The organism is Roseateles aquatilis, from assembly GCF_002205645.1.
GTDB lineage: Bacteria > Pseudomonadota > Gammaproteobacteria > Burkholderiales > Burkholderiaceae_C > Roseateles > Roseateles aquatilis.
The window spans coordinates 1-21,018 of record NZ_NIOF01000014.1; the positions used below are offsets into that span (position 1 = coordinate 1).

Here is a 21,018-nt window from a genome sequence, read left to right on the forward strand (position 1 = left end):
TCGAGAGGCACCGAGGGATGACGGGCTACATGCTGCGGCCAACCCCGAACCCTGACAGGTCCGGGCGTGACGGCACTGCCGAACACGCACTTCAAAGATACAAGGGATTGAAGCCGAATGGCCGTAATTCGGCACGAAGCACGGGACGCAGCTCGAAAGCCCGGCGGCGCTTCGCGCCGACACGCCCATGCCATTCAATATGCCCTCAGGAAAAACTAAAGATGCGGCATGAGCCAGAACCACAATGCCACCCCCATCACCAGCCACAGCGCCACGATCATCACTGCCCCGAACCGGCTCCGCGGCTTGGCGCCTTCCGCCAGCATCCATTCATCGGCCTGAATACGGCATTGCGCCAGCACATCGGATGGCAGCAGCTTCACAGTCAACCAGATCAGCACGGGCAACAAGATCACATCGTCCACATAACCCAGCACCGGAATGAAGTCTGGAATCAGGTCAATGGGACTGAGCGCATAGGCCACCACGAACAGCCCCAGCGCCTTGGCATACCAAGGCGTGCCGGGATGCTTGCCGGCAAACCACAGCGTCACGCCATCACGCTTGATCCGCCTGGCCCAAGCCTTCAAGGTGACGCCGATGCTCATGCGGCCCCGCGCTGCACTTCGATCGTGACATGCGACAGTTCGTGAATATGCGCGAGCAGTGCCTTGTAGTGCGCGGGCTCCTGGGGCTCCCGAGCCACCAGTGAGACGATGGCCGCGAAATGCCCTGGCCCCACCTGCCAGACATGCAGATCTGTAACCTCGCTTCCCGTCGGCTCCACGGCCTCCCGAATCTCCTGCCGCACTTCCTCGCCCTCGACTGCCGCATCGAGCAACACGCTGCCGGAGTCCCGGATCAGCCCCCATGACCAGCGGGCAATCACCAGCGCGCCCACCACACCCATGACCGGATCAGCCCACAGCCAGCCGTAGCTGCGGCCGAGCAGCAGCGCGACGATGGCGAATACGGATGTCAGCGCATCGGCCAACACATGGATGTACGCGGCGCGCAGATTGTTGTCGCGGCTCTTGCCTGGCACATGATGGTCGTGATCGTGGTGGTGATGTCCATGATTGTGACCGTGATGCGCATGGTCGTCCTTCAGCAGCCAAGCGCAGACCAGGTTGACGCCCAGGCCCACGACAGCCACGGCGATCGCCTGGTTAAAGTCGATATGGATGGGTTGGGTGAGCCGTACCAGACTTTCCCAAGCGATCAGCAGGGCAATCAAGGCCAGGACGATCGCGCTGGCGAAGCCGGCCAGATCGCCGAGCTTGCCCGTGCCGAAGGTAAAGCGCGGATTGCCCACATGCTGGCGCGCAAAGCGGTAGGCCAGCGCGGTAATCAGCATCGCGCCCGCATGGGTGGACATATGCCATCCATCGGCCACCAGCGCCATGGAGCCGTAGATCGAACCGGCCACGATTTCCACCAGCATCATGCTGGCCGTGAGAGCGATCACCAGCCACACCTTGCGCTCATTGCGCTGGTGGTCGCTGCCGAGAAAGAAATGGTCGTGGCCTGAGGCCGAGGGGGTATAGGTCATTGTCATCGGGGAGTCCCTGTCATCTGGAAAAGGTCGCCGGCGGGCGGCGGGTTTATTTCATGTAGGCTCGGATGACCTCGACCATTTCCTCGCCGCCCTGGCGGCGCTCCTTGTCCGTTTCAACTTCCAGGACGTGCTCGCGCAAATGGTCTTCCATCACCTCGGCGGTCAGGCCATTGACCGCGCCGCGCACTGACGCGATCTGGCGTAGCACTTCCACGCACGCCGCGTCTGATTCCAAAGCGCGCTCGATGCCTTCCAACTGCCCTTTGATGCGGCGAACACGGGCGACCAGCTTGTCTTTCTGGCGAGAGGTATGGGACATGACAGCCGACAATTAATATAGTCTAGGGGGCTATATTATAACAACAGCAAAGACGGCATGAGGCGCAGCCGGAAAACCCGACAGCGCGTTGCCGGGCGTGACGCCCGGCAATTTCAACGCCGCCGCCTGAGTGCCAGCGAAGGCGGCGGCGTTCTGATGGAGCTGTTGGGCCTTCAACACCGGGCGCGGCCACCGCCGCGCCCGGATTGGGCTTTTACCGCGCCCAGGACGGAACGGCCTGGGCGCGGTGCTGATCGCGGTTATTCCTTCGTTTTGATGAGCCACCACACGGCGCGCGGCAAGGCGCGTCCCGTGATGGGGTGAATGTCGGCGAGGTCGGCGCGCGTCGTCCAGCCCGAGGGCGGGAGGTAGCCGCACACGTCGCCATCGCCGCGCCAGCGGCGGGCGCGCACCGTGCCGGGCGCGTAGATCGCCGCCATGCGCGGGCGGCTGGTCGTGGTGCGGGTCATGGGGCGGTTCTCCTTCCAGCGAAGCGCCCCGGTCAAGGCCGGGGCGATTGCCATTGGCGCGGGTCAAGCAGCCAGCGCCTCGGCGGGTTCATCCGCCATTACCTCGGCATCCTCCGGGGCGTCCTGTTCCGGGCCTTCCTCCTGCGCAGCTCCCTGCGAGCCTATGGCCTTGAAGATGGCGGGCATCCAGCCCGTACCATCGGCCAGTCGTTCGGCTTCGCTGGCAATGTCGGCTTTCTTCAGCTTTGCCAACCGGGTGACGTGCTCGGGCGCGTACTCGCCCACGGCTCGCAGAATCACGGCCTTTGGAACATGCCGGAAATACCCCTCGGCAGTCGGCTGCCACCACGCGGCCATGTCCAGCCCCACGGCCTGCGCTAGTTCCGCGCCCGGCTGCTGCACCGTGGCACGCGGCGTCACCACGTCCACCGTCGAAGCCACGCACACGGCCAGCAGCTTGACCAGTTCGCCTTGCTCCATCGCCAGCAGCGCAGCGAACAGTTCGGCGCTGTCCTCGGGCAGCTTCTCGCCCCATGCCTGCTGCGCCTCGTGCAGAGCCACAGCAGCAGGCGATTCCGGCCAGTCCGGGGCCATGCCTTCCAGCCTGTCCTGCACCGTGAGGCGAACCCCCAGCGGCAGATCGTGGCCGTAGTGACTGCCCTGCAAGATGGTTTGCACCATGCCATGCACCAGCGCCGCCAGCGCCACCTGCGGATGCCGGGCGACTTCGGTTTGCAGCGCGGCGGTGCGGTGGGCGCTCAAGCGTTGGGCCAGCCGGTCGGACATGGCTGCGGCCTTGGGTGCTTCGTCGGCATCTTCGCCGTCGTCGTCGCCTTCGATTTCCGCGCCGCTAAAACCTTGGCGCAGCTTCTCCAGCGTGCGCAGCGCCTTGGCCTCGGCTTCGCGCAGCAACCCGCGATGAATGACGGCTTCGCCGTTGCGGTCGATGGTGACGATGGCACCGGCTGCGGCCTTCACGCTCGCGGCATAGTCCAGCAAGCCATCCTCCAATGCCTGCAACTGCTCGCCCAGGCGCTCGCCTTCTTCCTGCAAGGCTTCGGCCTTGTCCTCGTCGTCGGCGTCCATCGCGGCATCAATGGCTTCGGCCACTTCCTGCATCTTGGCCTGCAACTTCTCGATGCGCTGTGCGTCGCGCTTGCCCGGTGCGCGGCGCTCCCTCGGCGCACGCTGAAAGGCGTGCAGGTCGGCATGGGTCACGCCCGGCGTGGCATCCACCCATGCCCAGCCCTCGGTGCGGATTGTGTCGGCAATGCTCGCCAGCTTCTGGCGCACCAGCGTTTCCAGCAGAGCGGCATCGTTGAGGTACACGCCCGCATCGCCTTCCGCGAACAGGTCGCGGCGGATGCCTCCGCCTGCCTGCTCGTAGGTGTCCAACCCGACAAAGCGCACCAGCGGATGCGATGCCCCAATCTCGCGCTCGGTCAGCCGCTCGCGCAAGTTGGACGGGTTGCGCTGCCACTGTGGCGCATCATAGAACGCGGCCTCCTGCGCGGCGTGGTCGTCGGTGATGGACAGCGCCATCAACTGATCCAGCGTCACGGCATCGGCGCGATAGTCGGCCATCAGGCGGGGCGAGACATTCGCCAGCTTCAAGCGGCGCTGCACCACCAGCGGCGTGACGGAGAAATCCGCCGCAATGTCCTCGATGGGCCGGCCCTCGGCCACCAATGCCGCAAACGCTTCAAACTGATCTGCGGGGTGCATGGCTTCGCGCTGCACGTTTTCGGTGAGGCTGGCCGTGCGGGCCGTGCCATCGGCCACCTGCAGGCAAGGCACCTCCCAATCCTTGGCGATGCGGTGTTTCTTCGCCAGCAGCTTGAGGGCTGCAAGGCGTCGGCCACCGGCCACCACCTCGTAATGCTCGCCATCAGCGGCGGGAATCACGATCAGGTTTTGCAGCAGGCCAACGCCCTGGATGCTCGCGGCCAGTTCGGGGATGGACATGCGCGGGGTCTTGCGCACATTGCGGCCCGTGGGGCGCAGCACCAGCCGCGACAGCGGAACCAGAATCATGTGCTTGCTCGGGTCGGCGGCTTGCAGCACGTTCGCTGCGCTGCTGGCTGCGGTGTGGACGGCGCGGGCTTCGGTAGTGGTAACGGCGTTCATGGTGAATCTCCAATAAGTGAAACAAGGAAATGGAGGGGAACCGCCCCTCCGGCGGGGGAACGGTTCAAGCCTTGAGCTGGCGCATACCATCGGCCAGCAGCCACAGGGCACGGTTCAGCCGAATGTCGGAATCAATGCCCTGCACGGGGCGGGTCTGCTGCCTGCGTCCGTTGGTGCTGCGCCCGGACAGGCCGCCTTTGGTGAGGTTTTCTTGAGTGCGGTTGAACACGCTCCACAAGTCCGGGCGGCGGTCGTCGAAGCGGCGCGGCATCAGAATTTGCGATTCGGTGACAGGCGCTGGCTTGTCCGGGTCGTCGTACTTCAACGCCAGCGCAGCACGGGCGAACACCTCCGATTCGCCATCGTCCAAGGTGATGCCGCGCATCAGGTCGCGCGATTCCTTCACCCGCTCGAAGCCGCTCAACACCTCATAAGCGCCTTCGATGACGTGCCCGGCCACGTTGCCTTTGTGGGGTACGCGCACATCGGCCACGGTGTCACCGCACACCAGCCCATTGCTGCACACGAAGCGGAACATTCCGGCCAGCATCTGGTAGCTGCTCGTGCCGTCATGGGAGTTCAGCAGCACGATTTCGTTAGCTTCCGCGCCGTTGATCTGGCTGGCATGGCGCAGGCGCAGCATGTGTTTCGTGTGCTCGCGCTTGCCTTCATCGCGCACGCGGGTCTGCGTCACCATGAAGGGTTGAAACCCCTCTTTGCGCAGTTCGGTCAGCACGGCGGCGGTGGGGATATAGGCGTACCGCTCGGAACGGCTCTCATGCGGTGCATCCGCGAAGATGGACGGGGCCACCCTGCGAATCTGGTCATCGGACAGCGGGTAGCCGCTGCGCAGCGCCGGGGAGTGGGAAGCGAAACGGGTTGCAAGCATGTCGTTCTCCTGAACAAAAAGGCTGTTGAAGAAAACCGCACACCGGATTCCTAGATTCGGAGCCCAGCCTTTCGGCTGTTCGGTGCGGTCGGCACGAGGAACCCGGTTGGCCCTGTTGCCACCGTCCTTCCTGAGTTCATCGCCCGCGACGGTCAGGAGCGCGCGGACGGGGGCCGTCAAGGAGACAAGCGCAGGGTTGGTGCGGCCCGCAGGCGCAGCCGAGGACACGGCCCTGCGCGCCTTGACGGCACACAGCCGCGGGCTACAGTCGCGGTGAAGGTGATGAAGTCAGGGAAGACGGCTGGACATGGCAACGGCCGTCCCTACACACCGACCGCACGGCAAGCGAAGCGCGCAGGCCCGAAGCTGGAAGCCGGGCCGGAGGCGTCAGCCGAGCGGAGCGAGGGAACGATGGAAGCCCGAAGGGGCGAGACGCCGCAGGCGGCTCGATGCGCCACGCGCACGACAGCGCGACCGGCTATCTCCCAGGTGGCCGGGGACGCCCAGCCTTCAAAGTGGAATGAACAACTGGATCAGGATGAGCAAACGCGAGGCATCGTCGATCTGCGGCTGATGTTGTCTGGCCGATCCGGCGCAGCCGGTTCGGCGGTCTTTGAGGGGTGCCAAGCATCGCGCGGCGGGGATAGCCCGCAGGGCTTTCCCCTGGAGGCAAGCGAAGCGCGCAGCGCCCCGTCAGGGGCGCGTAGGCATCATGCCGAGTCGTCAGGACGCAGGCTGGATTCCGCAACCGGCATCCACGGCGATGACGAGTCCAGCAGGTATCGCGCACCGCGCGCGTACAGACCCGACAGCCCGGTGGGCTGGTAGAACCCGGTGACGCGGCGCCGGAACTGTGCGCCGTACTCGTTGGTGTAGATCACCGCGTCGCCGATCTTGAAGCGCAAGGGCTGGCCGTTCTCCGGCGCGAACGGCTTGAGCGCATCGTGCTGCGCCGTGATTTCGATGATGTAGTCGTGATGGCTGCTCATGGCATTGATCTCCTTCGATGGTCGAGAAAGCACAAGGAGCGCCTTGCGGCGCTCCCAAGGCCAGGTCAGACAGCGATCCGCCCGGCCAAGCGCGCATCGCGCGCATAGGCGCTCAACCGCTTCTCGGCGCGGAAAGACAGGTCACGCTCGATCGGCAACCCCAGCCGCCCGCGCACCGCTGCCAGCTCGCCCAGGCTGACCCAGCCGATTTCCGGCATCCCCAGGCCCAGGTCGCAAAGACCAAAGACGTGGTCGTGGTCGTCGGGATCAATCTCGGTCAGCAGCCAGGTCGCGCCCGCATCGGGCGTGAACAGCTTGACTACGGGCGCCGGATCGAAGTCCGGGTTCTCCAAGGATGCGCGGCCGTTGGCCAGCAGCAGCGCACGCTGCTCGTCGGTGATGAATGCGTAGTTCATGCTGAACTCCTGAAAGGATGCCGGGCGGAATTGCCCAGCCCCTGCGGGTCACGGCGCAGCGCAAGCCGTCAAGGGGCACGACGGCCGCAGGCCGCAAGCGCCCATGGCGCGCCGCCCTTTACGGCGCGAACGCCGTGGCACCATGGGGAGACAGCAAGCCGCCACACCCCACCATCCAGCTACACCCGGTCTTGGCAAGCGCAGCGCGCAGGCCCTGGTCAGCAAGTTGGGCCGGAGGTGTCAGCGATGAGAGCCCGCATGGGGCGAAACCCGCAGGGGTTCAATGCGCAGCACGACAGCGTGGCCGGCCATGCTCCAGTGGCCGGGATCGCCCTGCATCTGCGGTGAAACAGAAAAACGCCTTGGGTGACGATGCTGATCACCTTGATCAATTTGCAGGAAGGATGCGACTACGAAACGCGTGCGCGTTCACCGTAGTCGCAGGCTCACATCGTCTGCGGCGCGTTATTTGACCGAGGTCACGACGTAGCCGTCACCCTCTTTCTTGAACCCGACGTGGACTTTCGCGCCCACGGCGAGTTTGTCGTACAGGGCCTTGTCCTTGACGCCAAACGCCATGGTCATCGCGGGCCACCCCAGGCTCTTGACGGGGCCATGCGCAAGGGTGACCTTGCCCTGGACCGCGTCAAATTCCTTCACCACGGCATCGGCCTCATGGGCCGCGGACTTGGCGGTGCCTTTGGCGTCCATGCCTTTCATCATGTCCTGGCACTTCTTGGCATCCATGTCCTTCATGTCCATGCCCTTCATTCCCTTCATATCCATGCAGTTCTGCATGCCCTTGCCCTCCATCTTCATGCCGCCCATGTCACCGGATTGAGCGAAGGTGATGGCGGAGAAAGACAAGGCTGCGATCAGCGTTGCGGTTGAGACGAGTTTCATGATGAGTTTCCTTTTCTGAGCTTTAAAAATGGGCCGGCCTTCTGGCAGGCCCCGGATGGAACGCGGTCACTTGGGATGGCCCGCGTTGGAGAGTCATGCGCTGGCGCTCACGACTCGGGATTCGCGCATGCCTTGACCTGGGCTTCGTAGCGTGCCTTTCGCATCCGGTTTTCTCCGGGCGTCGTTTGAGCACGCGGCCCATGATCCAGCGGCAGCACCAATGGGGCAGGCAGACATTTCACCCGCTGGCCGGAGGCGCTGTCGACTCTGGTGGTGACCGCTTGCGCAGCCCCGGCCGCTTGCCGGGCGGCACGTGCTTTCTCGATGGCCTGGAAGTCGGGGCCGGCCAGCGCGGGCAGAGAGACACCCAGCGTCAGGGCAGCAATGAGGGGGAGATACGATGTTTTCATGATGGTTTCCTCAGGTTGGCTGGATTCAAAAGTTCGAGAGGGCCTCATCGGATCAATCCAGCCACCGGCAGAACGCAACGCGCACAGGCCATCGCAGCCGTGCGTCTCCAGCATCGAAGAACCAGGTTGGAATCGGCGCCGCCGTCGCGTGCGCGAGCCAGGCCGCCGGCGCTTGTTCTCGCGCTTCGCCCTCGCCGGTGAAGGCATGGGCAACAGGAGCCGGTGCGATGACACAAGCCGCGCAGGTCTGACAATCGCCGGCGCTGCTGGACAGCGGGCGCGAGACCGCCGCCGTCATCACCGGGCCGGCATGCTGAATCTCCGCGACGGAAACGGCAGCATGCGCCACCGTGCCCAGCAGCAGTGACAGGCACAGGCAAAGCGCCGCCGCACCCCACGCGCGGTAGCCACCGGAGGAGCATTCAAGCGGCCGCACGATGACGCCTCCAGAACATCCACGGCGATGCCTTACGTTCGCGCGACCGGCGCATCAACAGGTAGGCCGCGGGAATGACGAACATCGAGAGCAACGGCGCCGTGACCATCCCGCCCACCATCGGCGCGGCGATGCGTTGCATCACCTCCGAGCCTGTTCCCGTGCCCCACATGATCGGCAGCAGGCCGGCCAGGATGACGGCCACCGTCATCGCCTTGGGGCGCACGCGCAGCACGGCGCCTTCGCGAATGGCATCCAGCAGATCGGCCTCGCTGGTCTTACCCTGGTCGGCACGCTCTTGCCAGGCGTTCTTGAGGTACAGCAGCATGATCACGCCGAATTCGGCGGACACGCCGGCCAGCGCGATGAAGCCCACGGCGCCCGCGATCGACAGGTTGTAGCCCAGCAGATACAGCAGCCAGATGCCGCCCACCAGAGCGAACGGCAGCGCCGCCATGATCAGCAGCGCCTCACCGAACGCGCCGAAGGTCAGGTACAGCAGCACGAAGATGATGAGCAGCGTGAATGGCACCACCACCTTGAGCTTGGCGGTGGCGCGCTCCAGGAACTCGAACTGGCCCGACCAGGAGATCGAGTAGCCCGGCGGCAGCTTCACTTGCTTTTCGACGGCCTGCTGCATGTCCTGCACGGCGGAGCGCAGATCCCGATCCCGGATATCGACATACACCCAGCCCGACAGGCGCGCGTTCTCGCTGCGCAGCATCGGCGGCCCGTCGGCGACGCGGATGTCGGCCACATCGGAGAGCACCAGCCGCTGGCCGCTTCCTGTCAGCACGGGCAGGACGCGCAGCTTTTCCAGCGAATCGCGCATCTCGCGCGGATAGCGCAGGTTGATCGGGAAGCGCTGCAGGCCTTCCACCGTCTCGCCGATGTTCTCGCCGCCCACGGCGGATGAAACCACCGACTGCACGTCGGCGATGTTCAACCCATAGCGCGCCGCGTCGTCGCGCCGGATGTTCACATCCACATAGCGTCCGCCGGTGAGCCGCTCGGCCAGGGCGCTGCTCACGCCCGGCACGTCCTTGAGCGTGCGCTCGATCTCGCCAGTGAGGCGGTCGATGGTCGCCAGGTCCGTGCCCGCCACCTTGACACCCACCGGACTCTTGATGCCCGTGGCCAGCATGTCGATGCGATTGCGGATCGGCGGCACCCAGATGTTGGACAGGCCCGGCACCTTGACGATGCGGTCGAGTTCCTCAACCAGCTTGTCGGTCGTCATGCCGGCGCGCCACTGGTCGCGCGGCTTGAATTGGATCGTCGTCTCGAACATCTCCAGCGGCGCGGGGTCGGTCGCGCTCTCTGCGCGGCCCGCCTTGCCGTAGACGCTCGCGACCTCCGGCACCGTCTTGATCAGGCGATCGGTCTGCTGCAGCAACTCGGCCGCTTTCCCTGCCGACAGTCCTGGCAGTGCCGAAGGCATGTACAGCAGGTCGCCTTCGTCCAGCCGCGGCATGAACTCGCCGCCGATGTGCCGCAGCGGCCACAAGCTGGTAGCCAGCACCACGAGCGCCACCACGAGCGTGAGCTTCGGGGCGCGCAACACCCTGTCGAGCAGCGGCCGGTAGACCGCGATCAGCAGGCGATTGAGCGGATTGTTCTTCTCGTCGGGGATGCGGCCACGGACCAGGTAGCCCATGAGCACCGGGATCAGGGTCACCGACAGGCCTGCCGCAGCCGCCATGGCGTAGGTCTTGGTGAACGCCAGCGGGGAGAACAGGCGTCCTTCCTGCGCTTCCAGTGTGAACACAGGCACGAAGGACAGCGTGATGATCAGCAGCGAGAAAAACAGCGCCGGCCCCACCTCCGCCGCCGATTCGCCGATGACGTGCCATCGGGCCGTCCCTTCAAGCGTCTCGCCAGGGTGTTCATGGCCCCAATGCTCCAGATGCTTATGGGCGTTCTCGATCATCACCACCGCCGCGTCGACCATCGCACCGATGGCGATCGCGATGCCCCCCAGCGACATGATGTTGGCGTTGACGCCCTGGTAGTGCATCACGATGAACGCCGCCAGGATGCCCAGGGGCAGCGAGATGATGGCGACCAGCGCCGAGCGCAGGTGGAACAGGAAGAGGAAGCAGACCACCGCAACGACGATGAATTCCTCAATCAGCTTGTGCGTGAGGTTCTCCACTGCGCGTTCGATCAGCCCCGAGCGGTCGTAGACCGGCACGATCTCCACACCTCGCGGCAGGCTGGACGCCAGGCCCTGGAGCTTGCCCTTGACCGCAGCAATGGTCTGCAGCGCGTTCTTTCCCGAGCGCATCACGATCACGCCGCCGACGGCCTCTCCCTCGCCGTTGAGTTCGCCGATGCCGCGCCGCATTTCCGGACCGATCTGCACCCGCGCTACGTCGCCCAGACGCACCGACACGCCGGCGGCTGTCGTCATGAGCGGCACCTTCCTAAAATCTTCCAGGCTCCCCAGGTAGCCCGAGGCGCGCACCATGTACTCGGCCTCGCCGAGTTCGAGCACCGAGCCGCCCGTCTCCTGGTTCGCGCGCTGGATCGCCTCCACGACCTTGGTGTGCGGGATGCCGTAGGCCGCAAGCTTGTCCGGATCGAGCACGATCTGGTACTGGCGCACCATGCCGCCCACGGAAGCGACCTCGGCCACGTCGGGCACGGTCTTCAGCTCGTACTTGAGAAACCAGTCCTGCAGCGCGCGCAGTTGCGAGATGTCCATCTTGCCGCTGCGGTCGATCAACGCATACTCGTAGATCCAACCGACGCCGGTCGCGTCTGGACCCAATGAGGCTTTGGCCTGGGCGGGCAATCTCGACTGCACCTGGTTCAGGTATTCGAGCACCCGGGAGCGCGCCCAGTATGGGTCGGTTCCGTCCTCGAACAGCACGTAGACAAAGGAGTCGCCAAAGAACGAGTAGCCGCGCACCGCCTTGGCCCCCGGCACCGAAAGCATCGTCGTGGTCAGCGGGTACGTGACCTGGTTCTCGACGATGCGCGGCGCCTGACCCGGATAGGTGGTGCGGATGATGACCTGCACGTCCGACAGGTCGGGCAGCGCATCCAGCGGTGTGCGTTGCACCGCATAGATGCCCCAGGCGCTGAGCGCCACGGTGGCCAGCAGCACGAGGAAGCGGTTGGCGATGGACCAGCGGATCAGCTTGGCGATCATGGCTTGCCTCCGGCCGCCATCGGCGTGACGCGAGTGAGTTGCGGCAGGTCGTCCGCGCCCATGAAGAACTCGAAGCTCACGCGGTCGCCGACCTGCACCTTGGGTGCCGAGCCGTCAGGCGGCAGCTTGAAATCCATCGTCATCGGGCCCCATTTCAGCGTGGGGATCGCACCGTGCGACAGGGTCAGCGCGTCCTTGCCGATGCCGACGACCTTGGCCTCACCGGAATGCCGCGGCGCGCTGGCGGCCATCGGGACCGGCGGTGAAGCTGCTGCCACCGCCGACGGCGCGCTGTTCAGGCGGGCTTCGACGCCCTTGAGGCTGGCCTCCGAATCGATCAGGAATTGCGACGACACGACCACGCGCTGGCCGGCCGAGAGGCCGTGCTTGATCTCGGTCTGGCCACCGCTCTCGATACCGGCATCGACTTCGGCGGGACGGAAGCGCCCGTTGTCTTCGGCCACGATCACGACCGTGCGTTTGCCGGTCTGGATCACCGCCTCGGTAGGCACGAGCAGCGTCTTGTCGGGGCGCATGTCCACGAAGTTCATCGTCACGAACATGCCCGGCACCAGCCGGCCGCCCGGGTTGGCAAGCTCCATGCGCGCCTTCAGCGTGCGCGTGCTCGGGTTCACCTCGGGCAGGATCGCCTGCACCTTGCCATCGAAGCTGCTGCCGGGCGCGGCCGGGCTTCTGGCCTGCACCTTGGCGCCCGGTCGCAGCAGCGCGGCCTGGCTCTCCGGCACCTCGGCGTTGGCCCATACGGTGGAAAGGCTGTTGATGCGGAACAGCGTCGCACCCGGCGCCACCGTCATGCCTTCGCGCGCCAGCACTTCGACCGCCACTCCGCCGAGGGGCGCGCTCAGCGTGATGCGCGGCTGGGTCTGGCCGCTGCGCTCGACCAGCGCGATCTGGGCATCGTCCATGCCAACCTGACGCATGCGCTGGCGCGCACCGTCCACGAGTCCACCCAGGTCCGTGCCTTTCATGCGCCGTACCGACAGGAACTCTTCCTGCGCAGCAATCCAGTCCGGGACATAAAGGCTGACCAAGGGCTGCCCTTTGGCAACCGGGTCCAGCGTGGCGCGCACGTGCAGGCGCTCGACATAGCCGGTGGCACGCGCCTGCACGATCGCCTGGTCGCGCTCGTTGAAAGCGATGCTGCCAACAGCGGACAGCTGCGGCGACAGCGTGCCTTCGGTCACTTCAGCGGTTCGCACGCCGAGGTTCTGCTGGATGCGCGAGCTGACGGTGACCTTGCCCTGGTCCGCATCGCCGTCGGCGTAGACCGGCGACATCATCATGTCCATGAAGGGTGACTTGCCCGGCTTGTCGAACTTGTTCGCCGGTACCATGGGATCGTTGTAGTACAGGATCTTCTTGCCATTGGCGGGATCGACGTCGCCGGCCTTGAGGCCGGCCGCGATATGCCGCCGCGTGGCGTCCTCGCCCGACTCATTGGCAGGCGCAGCAACAGCGGGAGTCGCCGCTTGCGGCGATGCCATGCCACTGGGATTCGAAGGCGTGGCCGGCATGTCGGCTCCGTGGCGCATGCCGAGGGTGTAGAGGCCGTAGCCGGCGGCGCCCAGCACGCCGGCGGCGACGAGGGCCATCACGAGGTTTTTGGTTTTCATGGGAGGTCTCTCGGTTGTGCTCAGGGGCGGGGTGCGGCCGTGTCGTGACCAGCCGGCACCAGGTAGTTCAGTTGTGCCCACAGGCGCGCCGCGCCCATTTCCAGGCGCAAGCGTTCGACGCGCGTGTCAATCTCGGCGCGGCGTGCCTCTAGCACCGCGGTCAAGGTGCCCGCGTTGCCGCGGTAGGCGGCGATCGAGGCGCGCGTGCGCTCGGTGGCCAGTGGCAGCAGCGAGCTGTCGTAGCGCGCCAGGCGCTCTCGGTCGCTGCGCCATTCCTGCAGCATCGCCAGTGCCTCGGCCACATGGGCGCGCGTGGCTTCCTCGCGCTCGGCGCGCTTTTGCTCGACACTGGCGAGCTTGGCGGCCAGCTCGCGGTCCTGGCGGTTTTTCTGGTCCCACTGCAGCGGGATCGAAACATTGAGCGAGACCATGTTCGAGTAGGCCGGGCCGCGCTGGCTGTACATCAGCTCGACGCTCACATCGGTCTTCTTGTTGGCTTGCGCGATGTCGGCTTCGGCCTGCGCGACCTCTTCCTGCTTTTGCATCACGGCGATTTCAGGGTGGTGGGCCAACTGGGCTTCCAAATCCTGCGGGCTCAGGCGAACCATATCCAATGCCGGAACCGAGCCCAGGGGATCGCTTGCGACGGAGCCAATCCAGCGCGCCAGTTGCGTGCGGGCCGTGGCGACCTGGCGCTCGGCCTGCTCGATGCGGTCGTCGATCTGGGCGACCGCCGAACGGGCGGCGAACACATCGGCTTGCGTGCCGCGCCCGCCCCGGTAGGCGGCATCAGCGGCGTCGATCTGCAGGCGCGCTTCGTCGCGCTGGGTCACCAGCATGTCGCGCACACGCTCCTGGAAGAGACGGTCCAGCCAGGCCAAGGCGGTGTCGCGCTGCAGGTTGGCGAGCGCCAGGCTGCGCCCGGCCTCGGCGACTTCGGCCTCGCGCTCGTAGCGCCCGGCACGGGCCTTGAGTTTGTCTTCGCGTGTGAACTCCTGCATCACGCCGATGGAGCGCATGGTCATGAAGTCGCGCGTCGGGCTGAACCGATCCGCGCCGTTGACGGGCAGGTTGTTGATGCCGAGCTTGAGGGTGGGGTCTGGCCGCTGTCCGGCGGCGACCGCCATGTCCCGTGCGGCCGATGCCGTCGCATCCTGGGCCACGAGCGCGCGAGAACGGGTTTGTGCCAGGCGCAGCGCCTGATCCAGCGTCAGGCCGTCGGCGGCATGGGCTGCACCGGCGCCCATGGCGAATGCCGCAACGATGCCGGCAGCAAGCCTGCGCCATGGCACAGCGCCGCCCGGCGTGCGGAAAGAAAAAGAGTCGATGAACATGGGATCTCCAGTTGACGAATGCCATCAGGTCGAATGGAGCTTGGCGGGGGCGAGCGGAAACTCGCGGACACGCGCAAGCGCGACCGATCGGTCTGGTTCAGCCGGCTCAGGCCGGCCGCACCAGCGTCAGGAGATCAAATGCGAAAACAGCAGTGCAGGATGGCGTGCGGCGGAGACGCCGCGACGCGCCGGAATATCACGTCGGCCGAAGGCCAGCCATGCCCGAGAGGCTCGGGTTGCACCGGAAGGGTGTAGAGGGTCGTCAGCAGCGCCGCGGGTACGGTCGGGGCCGACGCATGGTCGGCGCTTTGCTGGCCGAAACGGCAGTGCTCTACGCACAAGTTGGCGGCGTTGTCGTCGATTTGGTCGCAGCTCGCCATGGCGGCCATGTCTGACGTTGCGACCATGTCGGGCGACACGGCCATCGCAGCACCGGCCTCATCACCGGGCATCGCCGCGGCCGACGCATTCAGGGCCATCGTCGGAAGCGACTGCGGCATGCCCGACAGTGCGGGGCAGGCGTAGGCAGCGATGGCCAACTGGCCGAAGACCAGCACACCGAGCATCAGCCGGCAGACGAATCGCCTGAACATGCGCGTCATCGTCATGCGGCCACCCCATCAGTGCGGTGATAGGCTTCAGCGCCCGGCCGCACGGATCTGCGTCGGCCGGCAACGCTTGCCTGCGCAACGAGGCTCGGATCGGCGATGGCCGGATCTAAGTCCTGCTCCCCGGTCAGCGCGGCGATGATCGAACAGGCCGAACCTTCTGGCGCTTTGGCGCAGCAATCGGCCAGATTTTCCAGCGCCGAGGCCATCGACTGCAGGTCGGCCACGCGCTCCCGGATCTCCGCGATGCGTTCGCGGGTGATTTCCCGCACGCGCAGCCGATCACGCTTGGTACTCAAGGACATCAGTTCGGCGATGTCCTCCAGCGAGTACCCCAATGCCTGAGCCCGCTTGATGAAGCGCAGACGACGGACATCGTCCTCCGAATACTGCCGGAAGCCGCCGTCCACGCGATCCGGCGCAGCCAGCAATCCACCGCGCTGGTAATAGCGCACCGCCTCCACGCCAACGCCTGCCGCGTCGGCGAGTTTGCGTATGGTGAATGCATGGGTCGGCATGGGGAAAAGAATGGCTCAGGCGATCGAACGACGAAAAGACTCTATGTCTGTTGTTTGGTACGTAGTTTAGGCGGTCTTGCCGGCGCATGTCAACACAGCCTTCGCCTGCTGCCAGTGCTTGCGCACAGGCGTCTTGCCCTGCGCCATCGATAGATCTGTTTGACTACGCTTCCCGCTGCGCTGCAGAGACCAGCTCGCCAAGGATGCCGCACTCTTTCGCTTGATGTCCTGCGGAGCAGCGGGCGCGCAGCGTCGTCAGTTGCCTTTCCAGTGCTTTCAAGCTGGTCAGGCGGGCACGCACCCTCGCAATCTGCTCGTCGACCAGCCGGTTGATGTCCGCGCAATCCTCATCCGGACGGGATGTGAAGTTCAGGAGCCGCCTGACATCGGCCAGAGGAATGTCCAAGGCCCGGCAGTGGCGGACAAAGGACAGTCCATCGATGTGTTCCGTCCCGTATACCCGGTATCCATTGGTCTGCCGAGCTGGCGGCGGCAACACCCCCGTCCTCTCGTAGAACCGGATCGTGTCGGTGTCCACGCCGGTGGCGTGGCTCAACTCGCCAATTTTCATCGCAGAACACTCACATGTTGTCAGGACATGCATCGTAGCCGCTTGACCTTGGAGCTACTCCAAGGTGTGAAATAGCCCTTGTAAATGAAAGCACAAGGGGAACGGCACCTGTCGCAACGCTGTCGGCGTCTGCGCTTTGGCTCTCCTGCGCGGAGACTGGCAAAGCTGGCCCGTCTCACCACCTGACTCTTGAAGAAGAACGGATCGATCCATGAAAGCAGACACCGAAACCTCCTGCACCACGGCGTGCTGTTCAGCGAGCGCCATGAGCGCAGCGGCGACCGTTGAGCCACTCGTGACCCACTTCGGGATAGCCAACATGGATTGCCCCAGCGAGGAGGCTCAGATTCGCAAGCGCTTGGCGCAGGTCGATGGCGTCCGGGATATGGCTTTCGACTTGACCCGTCGCCGCCTTGAGGTCACACGCGAACCAGCTGGACAGAACGCCATCCTGCGCGCGCTGCACGACATCGGCATGCGGGCGGTCGTGGAACCCGCGCCGCAGCAGGTCATCTACTTCATCAAGGAGATGGACTGTCCCAGCGAAGAGCGCCAGTTGCGCTCGATGCTGGAGCCACTGGCGGGCGTGCAGGCGGTGGACTTCGATCTGAAGGCCCACACGCTGACGGTGACCCATTCGCTGACCGATACAGCCCCGATTGCCAGGACCATCGAAGGCCTGGGAATGAAGCCGGTGGAAAAGACGGCGGGCAGCATGCCAATCGCTGTCGAAGCCCTCATCCCCAGCACGGCGGCGTCGCAAACCCCGGCACCGGCGACAGGGAACGGTACACGCTTCCTTATTCCGAACATGGATTGCCCTACCGAAGAGGCAACGATCCGCAAGCGCCTTGGTGCGGTCGATGGCATCGAACGGCTGGATTTCGACCTGATGGGGCGACGGCTCGATGTCCAGCACCGTCTGCCCGACCCCGCGCCGATCCTCAAGGCCCTGAACGATGTAGGCATGAAGGCCAGCATTGAGCACGCTGACGACACCGGGCCGCAGGGCCAGGCCGTGTACCTGATCGAAAAAATGGACTGCCCGACCGAGGAGGGCCTGCTGCGCAAGGCGCTCGAAGGCATGCCTGGGGTGAAGGCCCTGGATTTCAACCTGATGGGCCGCACGCTGACCGTGAGCCACGAGCTTGTCGATCTGGCTCCGGTGACCAGCGCGATCGAGCGGCTCGGCATGGCTCCAGTGCTCCAAAGCGCCTCCGACCCGGCGCCATCCGCTCCCCGTGAGTTCGGCACCGGCATCTCGCGCGGGCAATGGATTCGGATGGCGGTCTCCGGCGTGCTGGCGCTCGGCGCGGAGGCCATGGTCTTCGCGGGTGCTCCCGAGGCCTCCTGGCCCATCATTCTTGCTTGCCTCGCGGCCATCGGCCTGGGTGGGGTCGAGACCCTCAAGAAGGGCTGGATCGCGCTGAAGACGCGTTCGCTGAACATGAACCTGTTGATGACGGTCGCCGTCATCGGCGCGGCGCTGATCGGCCAGTGGCCCGAGGCGGCGGTGGTCATCTGGCTCTTCGGCATCGCCGAGATGATCGAGGCCTTGAGCCTGGATCGGGCCCGCAATGCCATCCGCAAGCTGATGGACCTGGCGCCAGAGAACGCATTGGTGCGCCAGCCCGACGGTCAATGGCGCGAGGTCAAGGCGGATACCGTGCCACTCGGAAGTGTTGTGCGGGTGCGTCCGGGCGAACGCATCGCACTGGATGGCGAAGTCGTCGCGGGACAGTCGTCGGTGAACCAGGCGCCGATCACCGGCGAAAGCATGCCGGTGGAGAAGACCGCCGGTGCCACGGTCTTCGCCGGCACCATCAACGAGCGCGGCACGCTGGAGTTCCGCGTTACCTCGCGCAAGGGCGAAACCACCCTCGACCGCATTGCACGATCGGTCCAGGAAGCGCAGGGACAACGCGCGCCCACGCAACGCTTCGTGGACAAGTTCGCCGGCATCTATACACCCGCGGTGTTTGCGCTTGCCCTTGCCGTGGCGGTCATTCCTCCGCTCGCTTTCGGGCAGCCCTGGTTCGAATGGGTCTACAAGGCGCTGGTGATGCTGGTCATTGCCTGCCCCTGCGCATTGGTGATCTCCACGCCGGTTACCGTGGTCAGCGGCCTGGCAGCTGCCGCACGCCGAGGCATCCTGGTCAAGGGCGGTCTTTACCTCGAACAAGGGCGGCACCTGAAATCGGTGGCCCTGGACAAGACCGGGACCCTGACCCATGGGCGCCCCGCACTGACCGATGTCATATCGCTGCGCGGCCTGCCGAAGGAAGAAGTTCTGCGCATTGCAGCGAGCATCGATGCTCTGTCGGAGCATCCTGTGGCCACCGCCATCGTGGCGGGCTACAACCAACCGCATGCCCAGGTGGACAAGTTCGAGGCGATCCCTGGACGCGGCGTCAAAGGCAACGTCGATGGAGATGTCTATTACGTCGGCAACCACCGGCTGATCAAAGAGCTGGGACTTTCAACACTTGAGGTCGAGACTCAGCTCGATGCGTTGGAGTACCAGGCCAAGACCGTTGTGCTCCTCGCCACGGACCAGCAAGTACTCGCCCTGCTGGCCGTGGCCGACACAGTGCGCGACACCAGCCGGCAAGCGATCGCCGAACTCAAGTCGCTGGGAATCGAACCAGTCATGTTGACTGGCGATAACGCGAAAACCGCGCAAGCCGTGGCTGCCCAGGTCGGCATCACCAGCGCCAAGGGCGAGTTGCTGCCGCAGGACAAGCTGCAGGCAATCGAAGAACTGCTCTCACGCGGGCCAGTCGGCATGGTGGGCGACGGCGTCAACGACGCACCGGCATTGGCCAAGTCGAGCATAGGCTTCGCAATGGGCGCAGCTGGCACCGACACGGCAATCGAAACGGCCGACGTCGCATTGATGCAGGACAACCTGCGCAAGCTTCCAGAGTTCATCCGGCTGTCACAGCGCGTAGCCGGCATCCTGACGGCCAACATCGTCTTTGCGCTTGGAACAAAGGCGGTGTTCATGGCCTTGGCCTTTACTGGACATGCAAGTCTGTGGCTGGCGATTCTGGCCGACATGGGTGCCAGTCTGGCGGTCGTTTTCAATGGGATGCGCTTGCTGCGGTCGTCTGAGGACATCAAGCCACATGGCCATTGATAGGGCTGTCTTGCGGATGTACCTGTTGGCCGTGACGGTGCTTGCCGCCGACGTAGCGACCAAGGCGGCCATCGTCGCGTGGATTCCCTTGTATGGCTCCCATGAAATCACGCCATGGTTCAACATCGGGCATTGGCTGAATCCAGGCGCGGCCTTCAGCTTCTTGGCGCAGGCGGGTGGGTGGCAACGCGGCTTTTTTATTGTTATTGGCGTCGCTGCTTCTGCCTTTCTCACCTGGCTCATTGCCCGCGAGAAGACTGCAACACCTGAGGCCGTGGGCTATGCAGCAATTCTCGGCGGCGCGCTCGGCAATGTTCTTGATCGAGTGCGGCATGGGGCCGTGGTGGACTGGCTCGATTTTCATTGGGGCGATTGGCACTGGCCTGCGTTCAATGCAGCCGACGTTGGCATCACCCTGGGAGCGGGGCTTCTGCTGATCGCCGCGTTTCGCGGCCGCGGCCGAAACGGCGCAGATTCCCATTCGCCAGCACGATGATCCAGATTTTCATTGACACATGCGGAGCCGTGAGCACGGCTTCGGAGAAACCGATGTCCCACTCGGCGCTACCACTGCCGCCTGCAAATGCACGCTGAACTCGTTCTCAAGACGCTAATGATGGGCGTCGTCGAAGGCATCACGGAATTCTTGCCAGTCTCCTCGACGGGGCATTTGATCCTAGCGGGCAATGCGCTCTCATTCCTTGCGAAAGAGAAGCGCGACGTCTTTGAAGTGTTCATCCAGTTCGGCGCGATGCTCGCGGTCATCTGGGAATATAGGGCTCGTCTGGCAAGCGTTGTTGTCTCAGCGCATGCCGACCAAGGCTCCCGCCGGTTTTTAGTGAACCTTGCCATTGCATTTATGCCCGCGGCAGTGCTCGGACTGCTGATTGGATCTCATGTGCAGAGGCTGCTTTTCAGTCCGGGGCCGGTGGCCGTCGCACTCGTTGTCGGTGGCATCGCGATCCTGTGGGCTGAGCGACGCCCCGTGCAAGTGAAGGCTGAGCGTGCCGAACAGATCAGCCGAATCGACGCACTGAAGATTGGTTTCGTGCAGTGCCTTGCGCTCTGGCCGGGTACTTCGCGCTCAGGCGCGACGATTATCGGCGGGCTATGGTTCGGGGCTTCGCGGCAGGCTGCGACGGAGTTTTCGTTTTTCCTCGGCATTCCAATCTTGGGGGCCGCCTCGGTATACAACCTCTTCAAGCACTGGGGCGCATTGTCGAGCGACGACATCGGCGTTTTTGCAATGGGTTTCATTGCTTCTTTCGCATTTGCGCTGCTTGCGATACGCCTTCTGATGCGTTATTTGACCGGACATGGATTTGGAGTTTTTGCGTGGTATCGCATTGCACTGGGAACGCTAATCTTGGTAGCGGTCGCCACGTAACCTTTCACTGGCGATGACGACGACCCATGTGGACGCTGTTGAAGGCCTTCTGCACAACAGGCCGTGGCGCAGGGCCATACGTGCAGCGAAAGGTGCGCGGCGTAGTTAGCCCCATCATTTTTCGCCGGCAACAGGCAAATCTTCGTTTTAGAA

At 64.7% G+C, this 21,018-nt stretch carries 20 protein-coding genes; 3 read left to right on the plus strand and 17 right to left on the minus strand.

From position 1 onward, the window contains the following. Window positions 1-215: 215 nt before the first annotated feature. The 17 genes from CDN99_RS22730 to cadR form a co-directional block, all read right to left on the minus strand. Window positions 216-608, minus strand: coding sequence for a YkvA family protein (locus CDN99_RS22730; protein WP_012202395.1), 393 nt, complete (start codon window positions 606-608; stop codon window positions 216-218). Further along, window positions 605-1,558 carry a CDF family Co(II)/Ni(II) efflux transporter DmeF gene (dmeF, locus tag CDN99_RS22735; protein WP_012202396.1) on the minus strand — a complete coding sequence of 318 codons (954 nt, stop codon included), beginning with the start codon at window positions 1,556-1,558 and terminating at the stop codon, window positions 605-607. The genes CDN99_RS22730 and dmeF overlap by 4 nt, the downstream gene beginning before the upstream one ends. Before the next feature lie 46 nt (window positions 1,559-1,604). Beyond that, on the minus strand, window positions 1,605-1,877 hold the full coding sequence (locus CDN99_RS22740) for a metal/formaldehyde-sensitive transcriptional repressor (protein ID WP_012202397.1): 273 nt from the start codon (window positions 1,875-1,877) through the stop codon (window positions 1,605-1,607). Between the two features lie 260 nt (window positions 1,878-2,137). Beyond that, window positions 2,138-2,347 carry a hypothetical protein gene (locus CDN99_RS22745; protein ID WP_012202398.1) on the minus strand — a complete coding sequence of 70 codons (210 nt, stop codon included), beginning with the start codon at window positions 2,345-2,347 and terminating at the stop codon, window positions 2,138-2,140. 63 nt (window positions 2,348-2,410) lie between these two features. After that, window positions 2,411-4,474 carry a ParB/RepB/Spo0J family partition protein gene (locus CDN99_RS22750; RefSeq protein WP_012202399.1) on the minus strand — a complete coding sequence of 688 codons (2,064 nt, stop codon included), beginning with the start codon at window positions 4,472-4,474 and terminating at the stop codon, window positions 2,411-2,413. A gap of 64 nt (window positions 4,475-4,538) precedes the next feature. Then, window positions 4,539-5,363: a DUF932 domain-containing protein gene (locus CDN99_RS22755; protein ID WP_012202400.1), complete on the minus strand. Its 825-nt coding sequence runs from the start codon at window positions 5,361-5,363 to the stop codon at window positions 4,539-4,541. Window positions 5,364-6,073: 710 nt separating this feature from the next. Next, window positions 6,074-6,352, minus strand: a complete 279-nt coding sequence (locus tag CDN99_RS22765; RefSeq protein ID WP_012202401.1) for a hypothetical protein — start codon at window positions 6,350-6,352, stop codon at window positions 6,074-6,076. A gap of 65 nt (window positions 6,353-6,417) precedes the next feature. Continuing rightward, on the minus strand, window positions 6,418-6,768 hold the full coding sequence (locus tag CDN99_RS22770) for a DUF2958 domain-containing protein (protein WP_012202402.1): 351 nt from the start codon (window positions 6,766-6,768) through the stop codon (window positions 6,418-6,420). A 465-nt stretch (window positions 6,769-7,233) separates the two neighbouring features. Then, the gene (locus tag CDN99_RS22775; RefSeq protein ID WP_012202403.1) at window positions 7,234-7,671 is read right to left on the minus strand and encodes a copper-binding protein; all 438 of its coding nucleotides are present in this window, start codon (window positions 7,669-7,671) and stop codon (window positions 7,234-7,236) included. Between the two features lie 107 nt (window positions 7,672-7,778). After that, complete coding sequence (locus tag CDN99_RS22780; protein WP_012202404.1) at window positions 7,779-8,195, minus strand: hypothetical protein; 417 nt, start codon at window positions 8,193-8,195, stop codon at window positions 7,779-7,781. Further along, entirely contained in the window at window positions 8,134-8,517 is a 384-nt protein-coding gene (locus CDN99_RS28425; RefSeq protein WP_059038862.1) for a hypothetical protein, read from the minus strand. Before CDN99_RS28425 ends, CDN99_RS22780 begins: the two co-directional genes overlap by 62 nt. After that, complete coding sequence (locus CDN99_RS22785) at window positions 8,504-11,674, minus strand: efflux RND transporter permease subunit (RefSeq protein ID WP_012202405.1); 3,171 nt, start codon at window positions 11,672-11,674, stop codon at window positions 8,504-8,506. The genes CDN99_RS28425 and CDN99_RS22785 overlap by 14 nt, the downstream gene beginning before the upstream one ends. Then, complete coding sequence (locus CDN99_RS22790) at window positions 11,671-13,308, minus strand: efflux RND transporter periplasmic adaptor subunit (RefSeq protein WP_012202406.1); 1,638 nt, start codon at window positions 13,306-13,308, stop codon at window positions 11,671-11,673. Before CDN99_RS22790 ends, CDN99_RS22785 begins: the two co-directional genes overlap by 4 nt. 20 nt (window positions 13,309-13,328) lie before the next feature. After that, window positions 13,329-14,642, minus strand: a complete 1,314-nt coding sequence (locus tag CDN99_RS22795) for a TolC family protein (protein WP_012202407.1) — start codon at window positions 14,640-14,642, stop codon at window positions 13,329-13,331. Window positions 14,643-14,776: 134 nt separating this feature from the next. Then, window positions 14,777-15,250, minus strand: a complete 474-nt coding sequence (locus tag CDN99_RS22800) for a hypothetical protein (protein ID WP_012202408.1) — start codon at window positions 15,248-15,250, stop codon at window positions 14,777-14,779. Next, the gene (locus tag CDN99_RS22805; RefSeq protein ID WP_012202409.1) at window positions 15,247-15,768 is read right to left on the minus strand and encodes a MerR family transcriptional regulator; all 522 of its coding nucleotides are present in this window, start codon (window positions 15,766-15,768) and stop codon (window positions 15,247-15,249) included. The genes CDN99_RS22800 and CDN99_RS22805 overlap by 4 nt, the downstream gene beginning before the upstream one ends. 163 nt (window positions 15,769-15,931) lie before the next feature. After that, the gene (gene cadR, locus CDN99_RS22810; protein WP_012202410.1) at window positions 15,932-16,372 is read right to left on the minus strand and encodes a Cd(II)/Pb(II)-responsive transcriptional regulator; all 441 of its coding nucleotides are present in this window, start codon (window positions 16,370-16,372) and stop codon (window positions 15,932-15,934) included. Window positions 16,373-16,604: 232 nt separating this feature from the next. On the opposite strand from cadR, the gene CDN99_RS22815 reads away from it, so the two are divergent. The 3 genes from CDN99_RS22815 to CDN99_RS22825 all read left to right on the plus strand — a co-directional run bounded on the left by CDN99_RS22815 (window position 16,605) and on the right by CDN99_RS22825 (window position 20,865). Then, complete coding sequence (locus CDN99_RS22815; protein WP_175866204.1) at window positions 16,605-19,478, plus strand: heavy metal translocating P-type ATPase; 2,874 nt, start codon at window positions 16,605-16,607, stop codon at window positions 19,476-19,478. A 16-nt stretch (window positions 19,479-19,494) separates the two neighbouring features. Continuing rightward, window positions 19,495-19,974 carry a signal peptidase II gene (gene lspA / locus CDN99_RS22820; RefSeq protein WP_012202412.1) on the plus strand — a complete coding sequence of 160 codons (480 nt, stop codon included), beginning with the start codon at window positions 19,495-19,497 and terminating at the stop codon, window positions 19,972-19,974. Window positions 19,975-20,061: 87 nt separating this feature from the next. Beyond that, window positions 20,062-20,865: an undecaprenyl-diphosphate phosphatase gene (locus CDN99_RS22825; protein WP_012202413.1), complete on the plus strand. Its 804-nt coding sequence runs from the start codon at window positions 20,062-20,064 to the stop codon at window positions 20,863-20,865. Window positions 20,866-21,018 lie beyond the last annotated feature (153 nt).

Coding starts and splice junctions, on each gene's coding strand:
- CDN99_RS22730 (WP_012202395.1), bottom strand. CDS start 608: ATGAGCATCGGCGTCACCTTGAAGGCTTGGGCCAGGCGGATCAAGCGT.
- dmeF (WP_012202396.1), bottom strand. CDS start 1,558: ATGACAATGACCTATACCCCCTCGGCCTCAGGCCACGACCATTTCTTT.
- cadR (WP_012202410.1), bottom strand. CDS start 16,372: ATGCATGTCCTGACAACATGTGAGTGTTCTGCGATGAAAATTGGCGAG.
- CDN99_RS22755 (WP_012202400.1), bottom strand. CDS start 5,363: ATGCTTGCAACCCGTTTCGCTTCCCACTCCCCGGCGCTGCGCAGCGGC.
- CDN99_RS22740 (WP_012202397.1), bottom strand. CDS start 1,877: ATGTCCCATACCTCTCGCCAGAAAGACAAGCTGGTCGCCCGTGTTCGC.
- CDN99_RS22800 (WP_012202408.1), bottom strand. CDS start 15,250: ATGACGATGACGCGCATGTTCAGGCGATTCGTCTGCCGGCTGATGCTC.
- CDN99_RS22795 (WP_012202407.1), bottom strand. CDS start 14,642: ATGTTCATCGACTCTTTTTCTTTCCGCACGCCGGGCGGCGCTGTGCCA.
- CDN99_RS22815 (WP_175866204.1), top strand. CDS start 16,605: ATGAGCGCAGCGGCGACCGTTGAGCCACTCGTGACCCACTTCGGGATA.
- CDN99_RS22765 (WP_012202401.1), bottom strand. CDS start 6,352: ATGAGCAGCCATCACGACTACATCATCGAAATCACGGCGCAGCACGAT.
- CDN99_RS22750 (WP_012202399.1), bottom strand. CDS start 4,474: ATGAACGCCGTTACCACTACCGAAGCCCGCGCCGTCCACACCGCAGCC.
- CDN99_RS22790 (WP_012202406.1), bottom strand. CDS start 13,308: ATGAAAACCAAAAACCTCGTGATGGCCCTCGTCGCCGCCGGCGTGCTG.
- CDN99_RS22805 (WP_012202409.1), bottom strand. CDS start 15,768: ATGCCGACCCATGCATTCACCATACGCAAACTCGCCGACGCGGCAGGC.
- CDN99_RS22745 (WP_012202398.1), bottom strand. CDS start 2,347: ATGACCCGCACCACGACCAGCCGCCCGCGCATGGCGGCGATCTACGCG.
- CDN99_RS22775 (WP_012202403.1), bottom strand. CDS start 7,671: ATGAAACTCGTCTCAACCGCAACGCTGATCGCAGCCTTGTCTTTCTCC.
- CDN99_RS22785 (WP_012202405.1), bottom strand. CDS start 11,674: ATGATCGCCAAGCTGATCCGCTGGTCCATCGCCAACCGCTTCCTCGTG.
- lspA (WP_012202412.1), top strand. CDS start 19,495: ATGTACCTGTTGGCCGTGACGGTGCTTGCCGCCGACGTAGCGACCAAG.
- CDN99_RS22825 (WP_012202413.1), top strand. CDS start 20,062: ATGCACGCTGAACTCGTTCTCAAGACGCTAATGATGGGCGTCGTCGAA.
- CDN99_RS22780 (WP_012202404.1), bottom strand. CDS start 8,195: ATGCTGGAGACGCACGGCTGCGATGGCCTGTGCGCGTTGCGTTCTGCC.
- CDN99_RS22770 (WP_012202402.1), bottom strand. CDS start 6,768: ATGAACTACGCATTCATCACCGACGAGCAGCGTGCGCTGCTGCTGGCC.